The following is an 18,560-nucleotide window of genomic DNA, read 5'->3' on the forward strand; positions in this document are numbered from 1 at the left end:
TCAGCGGTGCAGCCACATGCGGATCGCAAGCAGCAATTGATCGGTGTTGACGGGCTTGGCGAGGTAGTCGGACGCGCCGGCCTCCAGGCATTTCTCGCGGTCGCCCTTCATCGCCTTGGCGGTCAGCGCGATGATCGGCAGGCGCAAGAAGGCCGGGTTCTCGCGGATCACGCCGATGGTCTGATATCCATCCATCTGAGGCATCATGATGTCCATCAGGACGATGGCGATTTCCGGATTGGACTCGACCAGCGTTACCGCCTCGCGGCCGGTGGTCGCCGTCAGCACCTTCATGCCGCGCCGTTCCAGCACGCTCGACAACGCGAAGATGTTGCGGGCGTCGTCGTCGACGAGCAGCGCGGTCTTGCCGATCAGGTCCTCGTCGGAACTGTTCAGCTTCTCCAGCATGCGCTGCTTCTCGACCGGCAGTTCCGTGATCACGCGGTGCAGGAACAACGCGGTCTCGTCGAGCAGGCGCTCCGGCGATTCCACGCCCTTGACCACGATGCTGCGCGCCATGGTGTGGAGCTCGGCATCTTCCTCCGCCGAGAGCTCGCGGCCGGTGAACACCACGACCGGAATGTTCGAAAGTGCTTCGTCGTGACGGATCTGGTCCAGCACCTCGAAGCCGCTCATGTCCGGCAATCTCAAGTCCAGCACCACGCAGTCGCAGGGCGCCTCGCGCAGCGTCGAGAGTGCGCCTGCGCCGGTGTCGGTCGTCACGATCTCGATGTCGTCGTGATGCAGGAGCTCGCGGATCGAGAGCCGCTCGGCCTCGTTGTCCTCGACGATCAAGAGCCGCTTGCGTCGCGGCCGCGCATATTCCTTGATCTGCGTCAGCGCGGCCGAAACCCCTTCGGTCGTCGTCGGCTTGTTGACGAAGGAGAAGGCGCCGCGCGCCAGCGCATGCTGGCGGTCCTCGTCGAGCGTGATGATCTGCACGGGGATGTGGCGCGTCAGCGGATTGTGCTTGAGCTGGCTCAGCACGGTCCAGCCGAGCATGTCCGGCAGGAACACGTCGAGCGAGACCGCTCTCGGCTGGTATTGCTTGGCAAGTTCCAGCGCCTCGGCACCGCGGGCCGCTACCAGCACCTTGAAACCCTTGTCGCGTGCGAGATCGACCAGCACGCGCGCGTAATGCGGGTCGTCCTCGACGATCAGGAGGATGCTGTCGCCGGGTTCGAGGTTGAGGCGGTCGTCGGGAAGCTGCTCGATGACGCGTTGCTCGGGCGCCGTCGGTTGCAGCGCCGGTGGCTGGCTGTATTGCTGTGGCGTGGCGCGCGGCGCAAGTGTCGGGCCGGAATATTTCAACGGCAGATAAAGGGTGAAGGACGAACCCTTGCCCGGTGCGCTGCGCAGATGGATTTCGCCGCCGAGCAGGCTGGCGAGCTCGCGGCTGATGGCGAGGCCAAGGCCGGTGCCGCCGTATTTGCGGCTGGTGCCGGCGTCGGCCTGCTGGAAGGCCTCGAAGATCAGCTTCTGCTTCTCCAGGGGAATGCCGATGCCGGTATCCGACACCTCGAACGCGATCACGGCCGGCGCGGAGTTCAGCACCGGGTGATCCGTTCCCCACCCGCCGAGCGCACCGCCGACCTTCAGGCGCACTTCGCCTTCGGCGGTGAACTTGAAGGCGTTGGAAAGTAGGTTCTTCAGGACCTGTTGCAGGCGCTTGGAGTCGGTGACGATGCTGCGCGCGAGGTTCGGGTCGACGTCGATCTTGAACGACAGGTTGCGGTTTTCCGCCTCGTGCCGGAACGGCCGCCCGACGGTTTCGAGCAGGTTCGCGGTCAGGATTTCCTCGGCGTCCACCGTCACCGTGCCGGACTCGATCTTGGAGAGATCGAGAATGTCGCTGATGAGGTTGAGCAGGTCGGTGCCGGCGCCGTGGATGGTGCGGGCGAATTCGACCTGCTTGGCCGAGAGGTTGCCGTCCGGGTTGTCGGTGAGCTGCTGTCCGAGGATCAGGATCGAGTTCAGCGGCGTGCGCAGCTCGTGGCTCATATTGGCGAGGAATTCGGACTTGTACTTCGAGGTCAGCGCGAGCTCGGTCGCCTTCTCCTCGAGCGCGCGGCGGGCCTGCTCGATCTCCTGGTTCTTGCGCTCGACCTCGACGTTGCGCTCGGCGAGCTGCTGCGCCTTCTGCTCGAGCTGGTCGTTGGTCTGCTGCAATTCGCGCTGCTGGGTCTGAAGCTCGCCGGCCAGCTGCTGCGACTGCTTGAGCAGGCCTTCGGTCTGCATCGTCGCCTCGATCGAGTTGAGCACGATGCCGATGGAGTCGGTGAGCTGCTCCAGGAAGGTCATCTGCGAGGTCGTGAACGAGGTCAGCGAGGCGAGCTCGATCACGGCCTTGACCTGGCCCTCGAACAGCACCGGCAGCACCACGAGGTTCTTCGGGGCGACGCGGAACAGCGCCGAGTTGATCGGCACCACGTCGGAGGGAATATCCGCGACCACGCGCGGCCGCCTGTCGAGCGCGCATTGGCCGATCAGGCCGTCGCCGAACGGCAGTACGCGCTGGTAGGGGTAGATGCCGTCGCCGGCGTAGGAGGCGAGCAGCAGGAGCTGTGGATTCTCCTCGTTCTCGACCTGGTAGATCACGCCGGTATGCGCGTTCACCAGCGGCGACAGTTCGGTCAGCAGCAGCCGGCCGACGGTGGCGAGGTCGCGCTGGCCCTGAAGCATGTTGGTGAATTTCGCGAGGTTGGTCTTCAGCCAGTCCTGCTCGGTGTTCACGTCCGTCGTGAGACGGAGGTTCGTGATCATCGTGTTGATGTTGTCTTTCAATTCCGCGACTTCGCCGCGGGCGTCGACCTGGATCGACCGCGTCAGGTCGCCCTTGGTCACGGCGGTCGCCACTTCCGCGATTGCGCGCACCTGCGAGGTGAGGTTGGCCGCCAGGAGGTTGACGTTGCCGGTGAGGTCCTTCCAGGTGCCGGCCGCACCGGGCACGTTGGCCTGGCCGCCGAGGCGGCCCTCGACGCCGACCTCGCGCGCCACCGACGTCACCTGATCGGCGAAGGTCGCGAGCGTCTCGGTCATGTTGTTGATGGTGTCGGCGAGCGCCGCCACCTCGCCCCGCGATTTCATCGTCAGGTTCTGCTTGAGGTCGCCGTTGGCGACCGCGGTCACCACCTTGACGATGCCGCGCACCTGCTCGGTCAGGTTCGCAGCCATCAGATTGACGGTGTCGGTGAGGTCCTTCCAGGTGCCGGCAACGCCGGGCACCGCGGCCTGACCGCCGAGCTTGCCTTCGGTGCCGACCTCGCGCGCGACGCGGGTGACTTCACCGGCGAAGGCGTTGAGCTGGTCCACCATGGTGTTGATGGTGTTCTTCAGCTCGAGGATTTCCCCCTTCACGTCGACGGTGATCTTGCGCGACAGGTCGCCGCGGGCCACGGCCGTGGTCACTTCGGCGATGTTGCGGACCTGCGTGGTGAGGTTCGCAGCCAGGAGGTTGACGTTGTCGGTGAGGTCCTTCCAGGTGCCGCCGACGCCGGGCACGACGGCCTGACCGCCGAGCCGGCCCTCGGTGCCGACCTCGCGCGCCACGCGCGTCACTTCGGCGGCGAAGGAGCGGAGCTGCTCGACCATGGTGTTCAGGGTGTCCTTGAGCAGCAGGATCTCGCCGCGCACGTCCACCGTGATCTTCTTCGACAGGTCGCCGCCGGCGATCGCGGTCGCGACCTCGGCGATGTTGCGGACCTGGGCCGTCAGGTTCGAGGCCATGAAGTTGACGTTGTCGGTGAGGTCCTTCCAGGTGCCGGCGACGCCGGGCACCTCGGCCTGGCCGCCGAGCTTGCCTTCGGTGCCGACCTCGCGCGCGACGCGTGTCACTTCGCCGGCAAAGCCGTTGAGCTGGTCCACCATGGTGTTGATGGTGTTCTTCAGCTCGAGGATTTCGCCGCGCACGTCGACGGTGATCTTGCGCGAGAGGTCGCCGCGCGCCACGGCGGTGGTGACCTCGGCGATGTTGCGGACCTGGGCGGTGAGGTTGCCCGCCATCGAGTTCACGCTGTCGGTGAGGTCCTTCCAGGTGCCGGCGACGCCGGGCACGTTGGCCTGGCCGCCGAGCCGGCCCTCGGTGCCGACCTCGCGCGCCACGCGCGTCACCTCGCCCGCGAAGCGGTTGAGCTGGTCGACCATCGTATTCAGCGTGTCCTTGAGCTGAAGGATCTCGCCGCGCACGTCCACCGTGATCTTGCGCGACAGGTCGCCGCCGGCAATCGCGGTTGCGACCTCGGCGATGTTGCGGACCTGGGCGGTGAGGTTACCGGCCATCGAGTTGACGCTGTCGGTGAGGTCCTTCCAGGTGCCGGCGACGCCGGGCACCTCGGCCTGGCCGCCGAGCTTGCCTTCGGTGCCGACCTCGCGCGCCACGCGCGTGACTTCGCCGGCGAAGGCGTTGAGCTGGTCGACCATGGTGTTGAGCGTTTCCTTCAGCTGAAGGATTTCGCCCGACACGTTCACGGTGATCTTCTTCGACAGGTCGCCCTTGGCCACGGCGGTGGCGACTTCGGCGATGTTGCGGACCTGCCCCGTCAGGTTCGAGGCCATCGAGTTGACGCTGTCCGTCAAATCTTTCCAGGTGCCGGCGACGCCGCGCACCTGGGCCTGGCCGCCGAGCTTGCCTTCGGTGCCGACCTCGCGGGCGACGCGCGTGACTTCGCCGGCGAAGGCGTTGAGCTGGTCCACCATGGTGTTGATGGTGTCTTTCAGCTCGAGGATCTCGCCGCGCACGTCCACGGTGATCTTCTTCGACAGGTCGCCGCCGGCGACCGCCGTCGTCACCTCGGCGATGTTGCGGACCTGTGCGGTCAGGTTCGACGCCATCGAGTTGACGCTTTCCGTGAGGTCCTTCCAGGTGCCGGCGACGCCGAGCACGTTGGCCTGACCGCCGAGCCGGCCCTCGGTACCGACCTCGCGGGCGACGCGCGTGACTTCGCCGGCGAAGGCGTTGAGCTGGTCGACCATTGTGTTGAGCGTTTCCTTCAGCTGAAGGATCTCGCCGGACACGTTCACGGTGATCTTCTTGGAGAGGTCGCCGCCGGCGATGGCGGTGGCGACGTCGGCGATGTTGCGGACCTGCGCGGTCAGGTTCGACGCCATGAAATTGACGTTGTCGGTGAGGTCCTTCCAGGTGCCGGCCACACCGGGCACCTGGGCCTGGCCGCCGAGTTTGCCTTCCGTGCCGACCTCGCGTGCGACGCGCGTCACTTCGGAGGCGAAGGAGTTGAGCTGGTCCACCATGGTGTTGATGGTGTCCTTCAGCTCCAGGATTTCGCCGCGCACGTCCACCGTGATCTTGCGGGACAAGTCGCCGCGCGCCACGGCGGTGGTGACGTTGGCGATGTTGCGGACCTGAGCCGTGAGGTTGCCGCACATCGCGTTCACGGAGTCGGTGAGATCCTTCCAGGTGCCGGCGACGCCGGGCACGATCGCCTGGCCGCCGAGCTTGCCGTCGGTGCCGACCTCGCGCGCCACGCGCGTCACTTCGGAGGCGAAGGAGCGGAGCTGGTCCACCATCGTGTTGATGGCTTCCTTGAGCTGAAGGATCTCGCCGCGGACGTCGACGGTGATCTTCTTGGACAAGTCGCCGTTGGCGACCGCGATCGTCACCTCGGCGATGTTGCGAACCTGGTTGGTCAGGTTGTTCGCCATCGAGTTGACGCTCTCGGTCAGATCCTTCCAGACGCCGGTCACCTCGGGCACCTGGGCCTGGCCGCCGAGCTTGCCTTCGGTGCCGACCTCGCGCGCCACGCGCGTCACCTCGGAGGTGAACACGCCGAGCTGCTTGATCATGGTGTTCACGATGTTCGCCGACTGCAGGAATTCACCGCGGAGCGGACGGCCGTCGACGTCGAGCTTGACGGTCTCGAGCAGGTCGCCTTGCGCCACCGCCGCGACCGCGCGGGTCACCTCGCGCGTCGGCCACAACAAATCGTCGATCAGCGTGTTGACGGAGCCTTCCATGTCGGCCCAGGAGCCGGAGGCGAGGCCGAACTTCACACGCTGCCGGGTCTTGCCCTCGCGTCCCACCACCTGGCCGACCAGCTCGAGCTGCTGCGCCATGCGCTGGTTGGCGGCGATGATTTCATTAAAAGTGTCGGCGATCTTGCCGTCGATGCCGAGATAGTCGCCGCTCATACGCACGGAGAAATCGCCGCTACGCATGGCCTGTAAGGCGAGGAGCAATTCCGGTCGGGAATCGGGCTCCGACGTACCGTTGATTTTTGGCTTTGGGACGCGACGACCGGAGCGTGATGCAGATCCGGGATCGAGGTCGCTCATACTGATTCCCCCGCAAGCGTCGGCCGAATCTTAGGCGTGACGCAATTAGTCAAACTAGAGCGTCAGCCTAATTCGAAATCAAGCGCCAAGGTTGCGGCGCGAGGAAATGGAACCTGCTTTGCTCAGCCCGACCACAGCAACGAAGAAAAAGCCGATTGGTTCCAAACGGTTCCAAAAGAATTTTGGGCCGGTTCGCCGCCTCTGCTGGCACTTGCCTGCCAATCGGCGGGGCGGGCACCACGGGCGGCGGCGGACGAAGGACGAAAGGGGCTATTTGTCTGCCATCGTCCGCTCAGCATCCTTCATCTGCGAACGCAGCACCGGCAGCTGGCCGTGGGCAAAGGCGGCTAGTGCGGCGTTGTCGGGAGCTTTGAGATAGTGCTCGAGCAGGCCAATGGTGGATTCATATTCAGGGATCTGCGCGGCATAGAAGGTTCGGACGTAGGCCGGTCCGTCCGAATTGTCGGGCTCGGCGAGGCTTGTGCTCGCCGTTGTCTTGCCGACGCGCGGCTCAGCGCCGATCGCCTCTTGTATGTCCTTCAACGCTTTGTCGCGTTTCGCCGCTTCCTCGGCGCGCAGGGCGGCGAGGTTCTTCATCTCCGCGTTGCCCTTCAGGTCGGTGCTTTCCAGCAGGCCCTGCTGGAAGCGGCTGAACGCGTAGAGGCCGTTGATGACATCGGTCGCCGTCGGCACGCGTTCGCCCGGCCTTCGCTCGCCGGTGCTATCGGCAAGCGCTGCGGTGCTGATGAACATCAGGATGATCGCGACAAGAACTCGCATCGATATCAATGACCGATGGCGTGCAAGGTTCCCTGAACGTTACGATCCGGTAAGGGCGGTTGCGACGCGACAGTTCCGTCCCCACGTCATGATTCATGAAACAGTCTGACATTTACAGGGACAACGCCGACAACTGCTTGCAACTCGCCGAGCGGGCGGAAGGGCAACCTGCCTATAAGCGCTATTTGCGCATGGCAGACGCCTGGACCGCGCTCGCGACAGAACAGGACTGGCTTGATGGCGAAATTCCGCCCGTAACGACCCGTGCCTCCCAAAAGCAGGATGCATAGGCGCTCTCGTTTGGGTGTGACGCCGCGCACGGAATGCAAGTGACCAATCCAGGATCATTCGGGAACAGTCAATCGCGTTGATTTTCGATTCCAGAAGGAGATTTTGCAATGGCTCCACGTCTTGCTCTTCTTTCACTCATTCTCGCTTTTGGCGTCTCGGTGGCGTTCGCGACGGTGACGACGGTGCGGCAGGTGCATCTGGAGAACGCATCGGCTGCGGTGCATGCGGCGCATAGCTAGCGCCGCGGCCTCTCGCCTGAACCGGAACATTCGACGCGCCGGTGCGTAAGCGCTTCGGGACATCTGGAGAAGCGAGAGGACATCATGGCGCATTCCGACCACGGTATCGTCAGGGATCAGCGCGCGGAGGATCAACCGCGCGACAAGCAGCGTGCGCAGACCGCGCACAAGACGGGCTCGCACAAGACGGGATCGAAGGGCTCGCCGTCGCGCGAGGCGACGCGCGATCCCAAGCTCAACGACAACAACAAGACGCCGGGATCCGGCGTGATGCCGGACGATTCCGGCGACGCCCCGACAGGCTAGTTCTCGCAAGGAACGAATCCCTGCGCGAAGAGTCGACGGATTGCTTCCGGTTGTCATGCCCCCGGTGCGCCGGAAGCAATCTCCAAGGACGGCCCTGGCACCCCACTGTGCCGGGGTCGTTCTGTCTTGCGAGGCCGATCGAATCAATCCTCGGCGTCGTTCTCGGATTTTCCTGGGGCGTGTCCGTCTGGCCCCCGGCCAAATACACCAAACTCGCTTGATTTGACGCCCGTTGACGGGTCGATGCTCGTCTCGATGCCCGCGGCTGCGAGTCCGAATTTGAGCAGTTCGCGTACCGCTGCGGCACGCGTTGGCATGCGGTGCTTGAACCGGAAATCATCCACTGCGGCCAGCTCTTCCGGGGAAAGCATGACTTGGAGCCGCTCGGCGCGAAGGTCGTTCATGGTCAATCACGCAAATTGAGCAAGAGCAAATTGAGCAAGATGAGTAATTTGCTAAACCGGCCAACTTGCCGCGAGTTCCACAGGAGTCCAAAAAAGCGCCAGTTGAGCAATATAGTCTAAATAAATCAATAGGTTAGTTGAAACGATTCGCGCGGAGGCGCATTCTCATAGGGAAAGGGAGATGCGTCATGACGGACGAGGTCAGGTTACCCCGCAAGCTTTCTGAGGAACGCGAAGCACAAAGGCCGGTGCGTCCAAGCCATCAGAAGGTCATTGAGCAAGTCGAGCGCTGGGCCAACAGCCCGGGCCTGCAACCCCCGAGGACGGACGATGCGAAGACGGTCTGAGCCCCACACATTCGCGCAACGTCTCGACGCGCACAGGCAACGGCTCGAGCATGAGCTTGCGAGCTTGCCGGTCGGCGTTCAGCGCGATTCCGTTGCCGCGCGCATCGAGCAGCTTCAGACCGCGGCCGAGATGTTTGAATTCCTGATGCCGCGGGAAGCTCTGGTGCCTCGCTGACCGCGGCCGGCATCAGGACGTTGAGCGTCGGGAAGCGATGTGAAGCTTTCGCCTCAGCCACCAGATCGACACGGAGACCGCGGCCCAGGTTGCGACGGCAGCGACGAATGCGCCGATGGTGCCCACCCAGCGATGAAGCGCAGGACCTGTTCGGTCATTGCCGTGCCCGCATCCTGCGCTTGTGGATCGGTTTCGCCAGCGTCCATTGCCGCAGCAGCCCGGCTAGTCGGCCGGATTGCGGCCGGTACGCGGATTGATGGGGTCGGTCGGCTTGCGCCGCAATCGCTCCGGCAGGAACGGTTCTTCCGGCGAGGCCGACGGCGCTGACCGTACGTCGGCATGGTGCTGCGCACGCTCATGCGGTGTCTGGGTGGAGTTGATGTGCCGCTTCACGTCGAGCCCATCGACGGGATCGTTGACGCCGTGCTGGATGTCGCGAAAGTCGCTCATGGTTCATTTCCTTTAAAGACTCAGAGAACCGCTCGTTTCCGGCGATGTTCCTGATGAGTCGCCGAACCGAACCCAATTTGGAACGATCACAATCGGAACCGGTTGGTCCACGCACTGGCTGAGTGGAGAAATGAGATGTTGAATCAACGCGAACTGGACCGCAGCGAAATGGGCCGGTTGATCGGCAGCGACAGGGTCGAGGGAACGTCGGTCTATGGCGCGGATCGCAACAAGATTGGTTCAATCGAGCGGGTGATGATCGACAAGATCAGCGGCAAGGTGTCCTACGCGGTGCTCGGCTTCGGTGGATTTTTGGGCGTCGGCAATGACCACTACCCCTTGCCGTGGCAGTCCCTGAAGTACGACACCGATCTCGGTGGCTACGTGACCGGGATTACAGCCAAGGAGCTGCAAGGCGCGCCGAAATATGGTGATCAGAGCGATTGGAACTGGGGTGACGATGCTGCGGTGCGCGGCATCAACTCCTACTATGGCGTTCCCTTCGCGTAGGCCCCGCACCAGAGGAGATCCGATGAGCAAGGAAAAGCCCACCGACGATCCCCGTCATCAGAACGATTGGGGATCGCACGCCCAGACGGACAAGCCCTGGAAGGGAAATCCGGAGAAGGAGCAGCGATCGGGCGAGGCGAAGCCCGATCTGGAAAAATGGCAAACCACCAAGACGCACTGACCAAGGTGCGCCGTGGCTGAAAGTATCACGAATGAAGAGCGCGGCATCGGCACCGCGCTTTCGCCCGCGATCGTCAACCGTGCCGATGATCTCACGGCGGCAGTGCTGCGCGCGCCAGCGCCGCTCAACCCACCGTTTCCCTCCGCCCGGGCCCCGCATGCACATGCACCTGCTTTGCATGCAGCACCTCGCCGCACTCCGAGCACACCATCACCGGGTCGAACAGCTTGCCGCAAGTTTTGTGCTCATGCAGCATCGGGCGACCGCGCTCGTCACCCATGTGGGTGTCGCCCCAATGCACCATCGCCATGATGATCGGGTAGAGGTCGAGGCCCTTCTGCGTCAGGATGTATTCGTAGCGCTTGGGCGCCTCGGAATAGGGGACGCGGCGCAGGATGCCGAAGCGGACCAGCTTCTTCAGCCGCTCCGAGAGCAGGTGCCGTGTGATCTGGAGCGAGGACTGGAATCCCTCGAACCGGCGCACGCGCAAAAAGCATTCGCGCAGGATCAGAAGCGTCCAGCGGTCGCCGACCACGGCGACGGTGCGGGAGAGCGAGCAGGACTCTTCGTCCAGCGTGTCCCACTTCATGATACGGTCTCCGGCGCAGGCGTAGTAAGTCAGAAAAAGGAACTGACTTGAATGATCAGTGCAATTTGCACATGAGGTTAGCATTCTGCCTCGCAATTTGACAGTTCTATTTTAGAACTATAGCCTTTGCTCCAAACATATCCGCACCGGAGGAGGCGACCTTGTCCAAGCGAAACGCGACAGCTGCCGTGATCGGGGCCGGCGATTTCATCGGCTCCGAAATCGCGAAGAAATTCGCCGCCGAAGGTTTTTCGATCTTCGCCGGCCGCCGCAACGGCGACAAGCTCGCGCCGCTGGTGGAGGACATCGAGGCGGCCGGTGGCGAAATCCACGCGCGCTCGCTCGATGCGCGTAAGGAGGAAGAGGTCATCTCCTTCCTCGATGACGCCGACAAGCACGCACCGCTGGAAGTTTGCATCTTCAACGTCGGCGCCAACGTCAATTTCCCGATCCTCGACACCACCGAGCGCGTGTTCCGTAAAGTCTGGGAGATGGCCTGCTATTCCGGCTTCCTGGCAGGCCGGGAAGCTGCGCGGCTGATGCTTCCGCGCGGCGGCGGCAAAATCTTCTTCACTGGCGCAACGGCCTCCTTGCGTGGCGGCAGCGGCTTTGCAGCGTTCGCCAGCGCCAAATTCGGCCTGCGCGCGGTTGCGCAGGCGATGGCGCGCGAGCTCGGGCCGAAGAACATCCACGTCGCCCATCTCGTCATCGATTCCGGCGTTGATACCGAGTGGGTGCGGCAGCGCCGGCTCGAAGCGCTCGGCCCGAACGCGCTGGACAATCCCGACCTGCTGATGCCGCCGTCGGCCGTGGCCGATTCCTATTGGCAGCTCTACCAGCAGCCGAAGAGCGCTTGGACATTCGAGATGGAGATCCGGCCCTTCGGAGAGAAATGGTGACCGCGGCACGAGACTGCCGCTAGACTGATCCCAAGCAAACCGAAATCCGGGAGGAAGCCTACGTGAAGACCGCGATCACCGAACTGTTCGGCATCGAGCACCCCATCATCCAGGGCGGCATGCATTTCGTCGGCTTTGCCGAGCTGGCTGCCGCCGTCTCGAATGCCGGCGGGCTCGGCATCATCACCGGCCTCACGCAGAAGACACCGGAGCTGCTGGCGAAAGAGATCGCGCGCTGCCGCGACATGACCGACAAGCCGTTCGGCGTGAACCTCACGTTTCTGCCGGCCTTCTCGGCACCGCCTTATCCGGAATACATCGCGGCCATTGTCGAAGGCGGCGTCAAGGCGGTGGAGACTGCGGGTCGCAGCCCGGAACAGTATATGCCGGCACTTAAGGCGGCTGGCATCAAGGTGATCCATAAATGCACGTCAGTTCGCCATTCGCTGAAGGCCGAGCGGATCGGCTGCGATGCCGTCAGCGTCGACGGCTTTGAGTGCGGCGGCCATCCCGGCGAGGACGACATTCCGAACATGATCCTGCTGCCGCGCGCGGCAGAGGAATTGAAGATCCCGTTCGTTGCCTCCGGCGGCATGGCTGACGGGCGCAGCCTCGTCGCGGCGCTGTCGCTGGGCGCGGCCGGCATGAACATGGGCACGCGCTTCATCGCGACCAAGGAAGCGCCGGTGCATCAGAACGTGAAGAACGCGCTGGTCGCCGCCACCGAGCTCGACACCCGTCTGATCATGCGGAGCTTGCGCAACACCGAACGCGTCCTGAAGAACGCCAATGTCGATCGTCTGCTCGAGATCGAGCGCGAGAAGGGCGACAAGCTCACCATCGACGACATCCACGACCAGGTCGCGGGTGTCTATCCCAGGATCATGCTGGACGGGCAGATGGATGCGGGCGCCTGGAGCTGCGGCATGGTCGCAGGCCTCATCCACGACATCCCCTCCTGCAAGGAACTCGTCGATCGCATCATGAGTGAGGCGGAAACCATCATCCGCGGCCGCCTGATGGGGTTCCTGGACGGGACGGGTGCGACACGAAAGGTCGCCTGAACACCGCCGAACTTCTTAACCACGGTGGGACTTGACCGCTGGAATTGCGCGCGAGGCTTCCTAAATAGGGGTAAATTACCCCTTTAATAAATCAATTTCAGGAGGCGTCCGTGGTCCTGAAGAGCGCTCATTTTGCTGTTGCCGTTGCCCTCGTGCTCGCATGGGGCGGCGCATCGCGCGCTGATGACTACAAGCCCGATGAATATTTCGGTCTCGATCTGTCCAAGGCGGTGTTGTCGCCGAAGCGGCTCGGGCCGGAGACGCGGTTCGCACCGGTCGCGTTAGAGGCCCGCGGCGGCAACGAGGCGCAAGCCCGTGCCGAGCCGGTTGACGTGCCGAAGAAGGTCGCGGCCGAACGCGTGCACGTGGCCGAACCGAAGGCCGCGCACGTCAAGGCCGCGCAGCCGCGTGGTGCGGCCCGGACCAAACTCGCGCATCGCCACGGCAATCCGTTGGATGCGCAGGCGAGGGATACCCGTATCCAGACCTGGCCGTGCCGCTCCGGCGGCATCTGCAACTGGCAGCGCTAGCCGCGGACACGCCTTCTTCACCTCGCCCCGCTTGCGGGGAGAGGTCGGATTGCGAAGCAATCCGGGTGAGGGGGTACAGGTCCATCGATGATCTCACCTGTGGAGAGAGGCCCCTCACCCCAACCCTCTCAGGGCGAGCAAAGCTCGTCCCGACCCCGTAAGAACGGGGCGAGGGAGCGCACCGCGCTCGGGGCTGCATCTCACACGTCATCCCCGCGTCGCAAAACCGTAGGCACGGAGTCAAGAAACCGTAAGGGTAGGAGTCAAGGAGCGCAGGCACCTTCCGTCGCGATTCGACGAAGGTCTCCTGAATGGCAACGCTCCGCGCCCCGCGCGCATGGACCCGGCGGCAATTCCTGGTCCGCTCCACCTCCGGCCTCGCCTTGGCCGCGCTCGCAAAGCCATCCATCAGCCGTGCCGCCGACCGACCGCAGATCGCCGGCGGCATCCAGTCCGGCGACGTCTCGGACGGCTCCGCCGTGATCTGGGCGCGCGCCGATCGGGCCGCGCGCATGCAGGTGGAATGCTCGACCGTCGAGAGTTTCAAGACCATTGTTGCCGCGGCCTCCGGCGACGCGCGGCCGGACGCCGACTTCACCTCGAAGCTGCTGCTGAGCGATCTGCCGCCGGGCCAGGACATCTTCTATCGCGTCCGCTTCGATGACATCGCGACCGGCATCGCCGGCGAAAGCCGCGTCGGCCATTTCCGCACTGCGCCGGCCGCAGGGCAATCGATCTCGTTCCTGTGGTCCGGCGACACCGCGGGGCAGGGCTGGGGGATCGACCTCTCGCGCGGCGGCTATCGCAGCTATCGCACCATGCTCGACAACCGCCCTGACTTCTTCATTCACTCCGGTGACCATATCTACGCCGACTGCACGATTCCATCCGAACAGAAGCTGCCGAGCGGCGAGACCTGGCGCAACATCGTCACGGAGGAAAAATCGGAGGTCGCGCACACGCTGGCGCAGTTTCGCGGCAACTACAAATACAACCATCTCGACGAGCATTTTCGCGATTTCCACGCGAATGTGCCGATGTTTGCGCAGTGGGACGATCACGAGGTCACCAACGACTGGTCACCGTCCGGCAGCTATGACGAGGCCGGTTATGAGGACGACGGCACGCCGCGCCTGGTCGCGCGCGCCCGCCGCGCCTTCTTCGACTTCATGCCGATCCGCGACATCGGCGCACGGCAGGGGCGGGTCTATCGCAAGATCGCTTACGGTCCGCTGCTCGACGTCTTCATGATCGACATGCGCAGTTTTCGGGATGACACCTGGAACAAGGGCAGCGATCATCGCGGCTGGATCCTCGGCGCCGAGCAGTTGGCCTGGCTGAAGCGGGAGCTGGCCGCCTCGCGCGCGACCTGGAAGGTGATCGCCGCCGACCTGCCGATCGGCCTGATCAGTCTCGATGCGGTCGCGCTCGGCAATGGGCCGCCTGATAGACGCGAGCACGAGATCGCCGATCTGCTCGGCTCCATCAGGCGCGCCGGCGTGCGCAACGTCGTCTGGCTCACCGCCGACATGCACTACACCGCCGCGCACTACTACGATCCCAACAGGGCGCAATTCCAGGACTTCGAACCGTTCTGGGAGTTCGTCTCCGGCCCGCTGCATGCCGGCACCTGGGGCCCGGGCGAGCTCGACGACACTTTTGGTCCGGTCGCGATGTACCAGAACGGATGCAGCGAAGCGCAGGGCGAGAACCTCGCGCCCTGCTTCGGATTGCAGTTCTTCGGCCGCGTCGACATCGATGGCACGAGCGGCGTGATGACCGTGACGCTAAAGGACGTCGACAACCGCGACCTCTGGTCGGTCGACATCGTGCCGCAGTCGCAGGCGCGCCCGACCGTGGTCGCGCAGCATTCGTGAGGCCGGTTCGTCATGCCCGGGCAGGAGCGCGAAGCGCGTCTTCGCGCTAGATGTCTCGGGCATCCACGTTCTGCGTGCCAAGGGGCAAGTCGTGGATGACCGGGGCAAGCCCGGTCATGACGTTGGGGAGGCACTCAGTGCGCCGACGCTAACCCGATCTTGATTGGCCGCTCCGCGTCTCCCGCGCTACACTGACCGCTCCCGCCACCTCGTTTCCATCAACGAAGCGTCTGTCCCCGCGGCCTCACCGCGGGCATCTCGCGGGCTGAAATACATTAGGAGCCTGTTTTATGGACAATCTGAACACACAGGGCATCAGCATGCCCAAGCTCGGCCTCGGCACCTTTCGCATGCAGGGCGACGCCTGCCGCGCCGCGGTCGAGAGCGCGCTGTCGGTCGGCTACCGCCACATCGACACGGCCGAAATGTACGCCAACGAGGAATCCATCGGCGCCGCGCTCGCCGCGGCCCGGCTGCCGCGCGGTGAGTTGCACGTCACGACGAAGGTCTGGCACGAGAATTTGGCGCCGGATGCGATCCGGCGGGCCTTCGACGCCAGCCTGAAGAAGCTCCGGCTCGACCACGTCGATCTCTATCTCGTGCACTGGCCGTCCAAGTCTGCGAACTGGGGCGCGGTGTTCGAGACCTTGATGAAGCTGAAGGAGGAGGGACGCACGCGGGCGATTGGCGTTGCCAATTTCACCACGGCGCTGCTCAAGATCGCGGTCGAGGACATCAGGGCGCCGATCGCCTGCAACCAGATCGAATATCACGCGATGCTCGATCAATCGAAGGTGCTGGCCTATCTCAATGCCAGGTCGATCCCGCTGGTCGCCTATTGCCCGCTGGCGCAGGGACGCGTTGCCTCCGATCCGGTGCTGGCGGAGATCGGCGCCAGGCACAACGCGACCGCTGCACAGGTTGCGCTGAAATGGCTGCTCGACCAGGGCGGCGTTGCGGCGATCCCGAAGGCCTCGCGCCGCGAGAGCCAGCAGGCCAATCTCGATGCGCTGAAGATCACGCTCGACGATGCCGACCGCAACAAGATCGCAGCGCTACCGAAGGACAGGCGTTGCGTCAATCCCGGCTTTGCGCCGGCGTGGGACTGACCATAAGCACGTCGCGAACGCAAAGAAATGGCCCCGCGAGGGGCCATTTCGATGTTGCGTTGCGCGTTAGTCCCAGTGGTGATGGCTGCGCTTGACCACGACGACACGATCGCGATGGTGCCAGCCGCGATGCCAGCCATGATCACGATGCTCGCGCATTTCGGCGCGGGCACCGTAACCGTAGCCATGGTGGCCGTTCCTGATCACCACCGTTTCGGCACTCGCCATCGTCGGTGCAATGATCGCGAGCGCGCCGAGAGCAGCAACCACATAACCAAGCTTCTTCATGATGTCCTCCTCCAACTCAATGCACATGAGAACCGCGCATTCGCGCGAACGTTCCGGAGGAACTGGCAGAGAATTCTGAACGGATGTTCAGATGCTCAATCGCAGCGTTGCTGCGCAGGGGTCGGCGCGCCCGTGGCGACGTATTTGCCGTCCCTGATCGTATATGCGCCGCGCTCGCTGCGATTGTAGATCGCGCGCAGGCTGCCGTCCTTGGCCAGCAGCAGCCCGAACTCGCGGGTCTGATGCAGCGATGGAAAGTACACCATCACATTGAGCAGGCCCTCGGCGTTGACCGTGGCGGACACGACTTCGTTCTCGTCCTTGGCCTCGCCGAAATTGCGCCGGTACATCACCCGGCCGTCCTTCTGGATCTCGTAAGTCAGGAGCGCCCCCCTGTCGCGGTCGGGCCGGGCCGCGCAATCGACCGCCCATGAGCCGAGCAGGCCCCATTGTTCGACCGTCGCCGCAAGCGTCTCGGCACCGGCCGTGGACGTGAACGCGACCCACACCACCGCCGCCGTGGTCCAGCGGCTCAACCAACGCGTCATGTCCTGAAAGGCCCCACCTCGAAGAATTCCAAAGTGTAGCATCCCGCCCGCGGTCGTCCACGCCAGCCGCCGATCGCTCGCGAATTTGATCCGCGTCAATGAGGCCGGCCGTATCGGGGGTAGGATGCCTGCTCCCGAAGGCGAACGTGGATAGACCAATGCTGAATCAAGTCATGGATTTTGCGGGCGAAGTGCTGCCGGGGAGCTGTGCCGTGCCGCCTTATTCGGAGACCGCGTTTCTGGCCGAGCTGGGCGACCGCTTGAAGTCCTCGCGCACGCGCTGCGACCTCTCGCGCCGGGAGCTGGCCCGCCGCTCCGGGATTTCCGAGCGCTATATCGCCCAGATTGAGGCCGGCAAGGGCAACGTCTCGATCGTCCTGTTGCTGCGGCTGGCCTCCGCGATCCACGGCAGCCAGCCCCAGGCGGCTTGACGAGGCGTTAAGCCCGCTTCTCCACATTGGCGCTGCGGGCCGGCACGCCGAACTCCTTGCGGCAGACCTCGGCCAGCACAGCGACGCCCTCGCGGATCTGCTGATGCGTCGGGCTGGCAAAGCACAGCCGCAGGCGTGAGCTGGAATGGCTCTTGCTGGTTGACCATTCCGGCCCCGGATTGATCGAGACACCGGCGGCAAGCGCGGCCTGATAGAGCTTCAGCGTATCGACCTGGTCGGGCAGCTTCACCCACAGGAAGATGCCGCCCTTGGGCTCCTCGAACTCCGCCGCCGTTCCGAACTGCTCATTGAGGGCTTCCATCAGCGTATCGAGCTTGGTGCGCAGCGTCTTCGTCAGGGCCGGCACGTGGCTTGCGAAATGCGGCTTGCAATAGGCCGCCAGCACCATCTGCTCCAGCGCACCGGAGCCGGCATCCGTCTTCAGCGACAGCATCCGCGACATCACATCCCAGGGCGCGACGATGAAGCCGACGCGCAGCGCCGGCGCGATCGATTTCGAGAACGAACCGATGTGGATCACGCCGCCGTTCGGGCTCATCGCATAAATCGCCGGCGGCCGCTGTCCCGACCAGACGAGATCGGCATAGCAGTCATCCTCGAAGATCGGCACCCCATACTCGGCCGCGAGCCGCACCAGCTCGGCGCGGCGGCTCTCCGGCATGATGCTGCCGGTCGGGTTCTGCACAGTCGGGATGGTGTAGATGTATTTTGGGCGGATGCCGCGGCTCTTCAGGTCGGCCAGCGTCGTGGCCAGCACGTCCATGCGCATGCCGTCCGCATCGAGCGGAATGCCTGCTACGTTGACGCCGAGCCGTGCCAGACGGTTCAGCGAGCCCTGATAGCTGTCCTGCTCGAAGATCACGGTATCGCCGCGGGCGAGCAGCGTATTGTTGACGAGGTCGAGCGCCTGGAGCGAGCCCGAGACGATCAGGAGATCGTCGACCGTGCAGTTGATGCCGGCATCGCGCTTCAGTTTTGTTACGAGGAATTCGCGCAGCGGCAGGTAGCCTTGCGGCCCGTGCGCCAGACCGTAAGTGGCGAGCGATCGGCCCTCGCGTTGCAGGGCGAGGTTGGCCGCCTCGATCAGCTCATCCAGCGGCACCTGCTCGGAATCATTGTTGCCGCCGACAAAGCTGTATTTGGCAAGGCCCGTCCAGCGCGCGGAAGGGGCCGGCAGCCCTGCGGGAAACAGGGGCGCGAAATCGAAGCTGGACGTCATGGGAGCGTTCCTCG

The 18,560-nt window shown here is 64.2% G+C and carries 21 protein-coding genes; 13 read left to right on the top strand and 8 right to left on the bottom strand.

What is annotated here, in order from left to right:
* Both AAFG50_RS11710 and AAFG50_RS11715 read right to left on the bottom strand, forming a co-directional pair.
* Nucleotides 1-6,288: a HAMP domain-containing protein gene (locus AAFG50_RS11710; protein WP_028175370.1), complete on the bottom strand. Its 6,288-nt coding sequence runs from the start codon at nucleotides 6,286-6,288 to the stop codon at nucleotides 1-3.
* A gap of 270 nt (nucleotides 6,289-6,558) precedes the next feature.
* Nucleotides 6,559-7,068, bottom strand: coding sequence for a DUF4142 domain-containing protein (locus tag AAFG50_RS11715; RefSeq protein ID WP_028175369.1), 510 nt, complete (start codon nucleotides 7,066-7,068; stop codon nucleotides 6,559-6,561).
* A 95-nt stretch (nucleotides 7,069-7,163) separates the two neighbouring features.
* On the opposite strand from AAFG50_RS11715, the gene AAFG50_RS11720 reads away from it, so the two are divergent.
* From AAFG50_RS11720 to AAFG50_RS11730, 3 genes are all read left to right on the top strand, one after another.
* Nucleotides 7,164-7,358 (top strand): hypothetical protein, encoded by a 195-nt coding sequence (locus AAFG50_RS11720; protein WP_028175368.1) that lies wholly within the window; start codon nucleotides 7,164-7,166, stop codon nucleotides 7,356-7,358.
* Nucleotides 7,359-7,466: 108 nt separating this feature from the next.
* Nucleotides 7,467-7,598 (top strand): hypothetical protein, encoded by a 132-nt coding sequence (locus AAFG50_RS11725; protein ID WP_257787559.1) that lies wholly within the window; start codon nucleotides 7,467-7,469, stop codon nucleotides 7,596-7,598.
* An 84-nt stretch (nucleotides 7,599-7,682) separates the two neighbouring features.
* Nucleotides 7,683-7,904, top strand: coding sequence for a hypothetical protein (locus tag AAFG50_RS11730; RefSeq protein WP_011085387.1), 222 nt, complete (start codon nucleotides 7,683-7,685; stop codon nucleotides 7,902-7,904).
* Nucleotides 7,905-8,047: 143 nt separating this feature from the next.
* On the opposite strand, the gene AAFG50_RS11735 is transcribed toward AAFG50_RS11730, so the two are convergent.
* Nucleotides 8,048-8,308, bottom strand: coding sequence for a hypothetical protein (locus tag AAFG50_RS11735; RefSeq protein ID WP_028175367.1), 261 nt, complete (start codon nucleotides 8,306-8,308; stop codon nucleotides 8,048-8,050).
* A gap of 188 nt (nucleotides 8,309-8,496) precedes the next feature.
* Here AAFG50_RS11735 and AAFG50_RS11740 point away from each other — a divergent pair, with 188 nt between their 5' ends.
* On the top strand, nucleotides 8,497-8,655 hold the full coding sequence (locus tag AAFG50_RS11740) for a hypothetical protein (protein ID WP_165448144.1): 159 nt from the start codon (nucleotides 8,497-8,499) through the stop codon (nucleotides 8,653-8,655).
* Nucleotides 8,639-8,830, top strand: a complete 192-nt coding sequence (locus tag AAFG50_RS11745; RefSeq protein ID WP_028175366.1) for a hypothetical protein — start codon at nucleotides 8,639-8,641, stop codon at nucleotides 8,828-8,830. The genes AAFG50_RS11740 and AAFG50_RS11745 overlap by 17 nt, the downstream gene beginning before the upstream one ends.
* A gap of 222 nt (nucleotides 8,831-9,052) precedes the next feature.
* Here the strand turns inward: AAFG50_RS11745 and AAFG50_RS11750 are convergent, their stop codons facing one another.
* Entirely contained in the window at nucleotides 9,053-9,280 is a 228-nt protein-coding gene (locus AAFG50_RS11750) for a hypothetical protein (RefSeq protein ID WP_027546226.1), read from the bottom strand.
* Nucleotides 9,281-9,415: 135 nt separating this feature from the next.
* Between AAFG50_RS11750 and AAFG50_RS11755 the strand changes: the two genes are divergently transcribed.
* Entirely contained in the window at nucleotides 9,416-9,790 is a 375-nt protein-coding gene (locus AAFG50_RS11755; protein WP_028175365.1) for a PRC-barrel domain-containing protein, read from the top strand.
* A 22-nt stretch (nucleotides 9,791-9,812) separates the two neighbouring features.
* Nucleotides 9,813-9,971, top strand: coding sequence for a hypothetical protein (locus AAFG50_RS11760; RefSeq protein WP_165448145.1), 159 nt, complete (start codon nucleotides 9,813-9,815; stop codon nucleotides 9,969-9,971).
* Between the two features lie 124 nt (nucleotides 9,972-10,095).
* Here the strand turns inward: AAFG50_RS11760 and AAFG50_RS11765 are convergent, their stop codons facing one another.
* Complete coding sequence (locus AAFG50_RS11765; RefSeq protein ID WP_028175364.1) at nucleotides 10,096-10,560, bottom strand: helix-turn-helix domain-containing protein; 465 nt, start codon at nucleotides 10,558-10,560, stop codon at nucleotides 10,096-10,098.
* A 161-nt stretch (nucleotides 10,561-10,721) separates the two neighbouring features.
* Here AAFG50_RS11765 and AAFG50_RS11770 point away from each other — a divergent pair, with 161 nt between their 5' ends.
* The 5 genes from AAFG50_RS11770 to AAFG50_RS11790 all read left to right on the top strand — a co-directional run bounded on the left by AAFG50_RS11770 (nucleotide 10,722) and on the right by AAFG50_RS11790 (nucleotide 16,039).
* Nucleotides 10,722-11,459 carry an SDR family oxidoreductase gene (locus AAFG50_RS11770; RefSeq protein ID WP_028175363.1) on the top strand — a complete coding sequence of 246 codons (738 nt, stop codon included), beginning with the start codon at nucleotides 10,722-10,724 and terminating at the stop codon, nucleotides 11,457-11,459.
* 62 nt (nucleotides 11,460-11,521) lie between these two features.
* Nucleotides 11,522-12,523, top strand: coding sequence for a nitronate monooxygenase family protein (locus AAFG50_RS11775; protein ID WP_011085392.1), 1,002 nt, complete (start codon nucleotides 11,522-11,524; stop codon nucleotides 12,521-12,523).
* A gap of 110 nt (nucleotides 12,524-12,633) precedes the next feature.
* Entirely contained in the window at nucleotides 12,634-13,053 is a 420-nt protein-coding gene (locus tag AAFG50_RS11780) for a hypothetical protein (RefSeq protein WP_028175362.1), read from the top strand.
* A 311-nt stretch (nucleotides 13,054-13,364) separates the two neighbouring features.
* Nucleotides 13,365-14,930 carry an alkaline phosphatase D family protein gene (locus AAFG50_RS11785; RefSeq protein WP_028175361.1) on the top strand — a complete coding sequence of 522 codons (1,566 nt, stop codon included), beginning with the start codon at nucleotides 13,365-13,367 and terminating at the stop codon, nucleotides 14,928-14,930.
* A 290-nt stretch (nucleotides 14,931-15,220) separates the two neighbouring features.
* Nucleotides 15,221-16,039, top strand: a complete 819-nt coding sequence (locus AAFG50_RS11790) for an aldo/keto reductase (protein ID WP_028175360.1) — start codon at nucleotides 15,221-15,223, stop codon at nucleotides 16,037-16,039.
* A 66-nt stretch (nucleotides 16,040-16,105) separates the two neighbouring features.
* Here AAFG50_RS11790 and AAFG50_RS11795 read toward each other — a convergent pair whose 3' ends face one another.
* Both AAFG50_RS11795 and AAFG50_RS11800 read right to left on the bottom strand, forming a co-directional pair.
* A complete protein-coding gene (locus AAFG50_RS11795) occupies nucleotides 16,106-16,327 on the bottom strand; it encodes a hypothetical protein (RefSeq protein ID WP_028175359.1) in 222 nt (73 codons plus the stop codon).
* Nucleotides 16,328-16,422: 95 nt separating this feature from the next.
* Nucleotides 16,423-16,875, bottom strand: coding sequence for a hypothetical protein (locus AAFG50_RS11800; RefSeq protein WP_038965896.1), 453 nt, complete (start codon nucleotides 16,873-16,875; stop codon nucleotides 16,423-16,425).
* A 158-nt stretch (nucleotides 16,876-17,033) separates the two neighbouring features.
* On the opposite strand from AAFG50_RS11800, the gene AAFG50_RS11805 reads away from it, so the two are divergent.
* Entirely contained in the window at nucleotides 17,034-17,306 is a 273-nt protein-coding gene (locus AAFG50_RS11805; RefSeq protein ID WP_028175357.1) for a helix-turn-helix domain-containing protein, read from the top strand.
* A gap of 7 nt (nucleotides 17,307-17,313) precedes the next feature.
* Here the strand turns inward: AAFG50_RS11805 and AAFG50_RS11810 are convergent, their stop codons facing one another.
* Entirely contained in the window at nucleotides 17,314-18,546 is a 1,233-nt protein-coding gene (locus AAFG50_RS11810) for a PLP-dependent aminotransferase family protein (RefSeq protein ID WP_011085398.1), read from the bottom strand.
* Nucleotides 18,547-18,560: the final 14 nt, after the last annotated feature.

This window comes from Bradyrhizobium sp. B039 (assembly GCF_038965675.1).
GTDB lineage: Bacteria > Pseudomonadota > Alphaproteobacteria > Rhizobiales > Xanthobacteraceae > Bradyrhizobium > Bradyrhizobium diazoefficiens.

Excerpts from the sequence above, each read along its gene's own strand:
- AAFG50_RS11810 (WP_011085398.1), bottom strand. The coding sequence starts at position 18,546 with ATGACGTCCAGCTTCGATTTCGCGCCCCTGTTTCCCGCAGGGCTGCCG.
- AAFG50_RS11800 (WP_038965896.1), bottom strand. The coding sequence starts at position 16,875 with ATGACGCGTTGGTTGAGCCGCTGGACCACGGCGGCGGTGGTGTGGGTC.
- AAFG50_RS11805 (WP_028175357.1), top strand. The coding sequence starts at position 17,034 with ATGCTGAATCAAGTCATGGATTTTGCGGGCGAAGTGCTGCCGGGGAGC.
- AAFG50_RS11730 (WP_011085387.1), top strand. The coding sequence starts at position 7,683 with ATGGCGCATTCCGACCACGGTATCGTCAGGGATCAGCGCGCGGAGGAT.
- AAFG50_RS11785 (WP_028175361.1), top strand. The coding sequence starts at position 13,365 with ATGGCAACGCTCCGCGCCCCGCGCGCATGGACCCGGCGGCAATTCCTG.
- AAFG50_RS11740 (WP_165448144.1), top strand. The coding sequence starts at position 8,497 with ATGACGGACGAGGTCAGGTTACCCCGCAAGCTTTCTGAGGAACGCGAA.
- AAFG50_RS11710 (WP_028175370.1), bottom strand. The coding sequence starts at position 6,288 with ATGAGCGACCTCGATCCCGGATCTGCATCACGCTCCGGTCGTCGCGTC.
- AAFG50_RS11715 (WP_028175369.1), bottom strand. The coding sequence starts at position 7,068 with ATGCGAGTTCTTGTCGCGATCATCCTGATGTTCATCAGCACCGCAGCG.
- AAFG50_RS11720 (WP_028175368.1), top strand. The coding sequence starts at position 7,164 with ATGAAACAGTCTGACATTTACAGGGACAACGCCGACAACTGCTTGCAA.
- AAFG50_RS11750 (WP_027546226.1), bottom strand. The coding sequence starts at position 9,280 with ATGAGCGACTTTCGCGACATCCAGCACGGCGTCAACGATCCCGTCGAT.
- AAFG50_RS11735 (WP_028175367.1), bottom strand. The coding sequence starts at position 8,308 with ATGAACGACCTTCGCGCCGAGCGGCTCCAAGTCATGCTTTCCCCGGAA.
- AAFG50_RS11755 (WP_028175365.1), top strand. The coding sequence starts at position 9,416 with ATGTTGAATCAACGCGAACTGGACCGCAGCGAAATGGGCCGGTTGATC.
- AAFG50_RS11765 (WP_028175364.1), bottom strand. The coding sequence starts at position 10,560 with ATGAAGTGGGACACGCTGGACGAAGAGTCCTGCTCGCTCTCCCGCACC.
- AAFG50_RS11760 (WP_165448145.1), top strand. The coding sequence starts at position 9,813 with ATGAGCAAGGAAAAGCCCACCGACGATCCCCGTCATCAGAACGATTGG.
- AAFG50_RS11790 (WP_028175360.1), top strand. The coding sequence starts at position 15,221 with ATGGACAATCTGAACACACAGGGCATCAGCATGCCCAAGCTCGGCCTC.
- AAFG50_RS11745 (WP_028175366.1), top strand. The coding sequence starts at position 8,639 with ATGCGAAGACGGTCTGAGCCCCACACATTCGCGCAACGTCTCGACGCG.
- AAFG50_RS11795 (WP_028175359.1), bottom strand. The coding sequence starts at position 16,327 with ATGAAGAAGCTTGGTTATGTGGTTGCTGCTCTCGGCGCGCTCGCGATC.
- AAFG50_RS11725 (WP_257787559.1), top strand. The coding sequence starts at position 7,467 with ATGGCTCCACGTCTTGCTCTTCTTTCACTCATTCTCGCTTTTGGCGTC.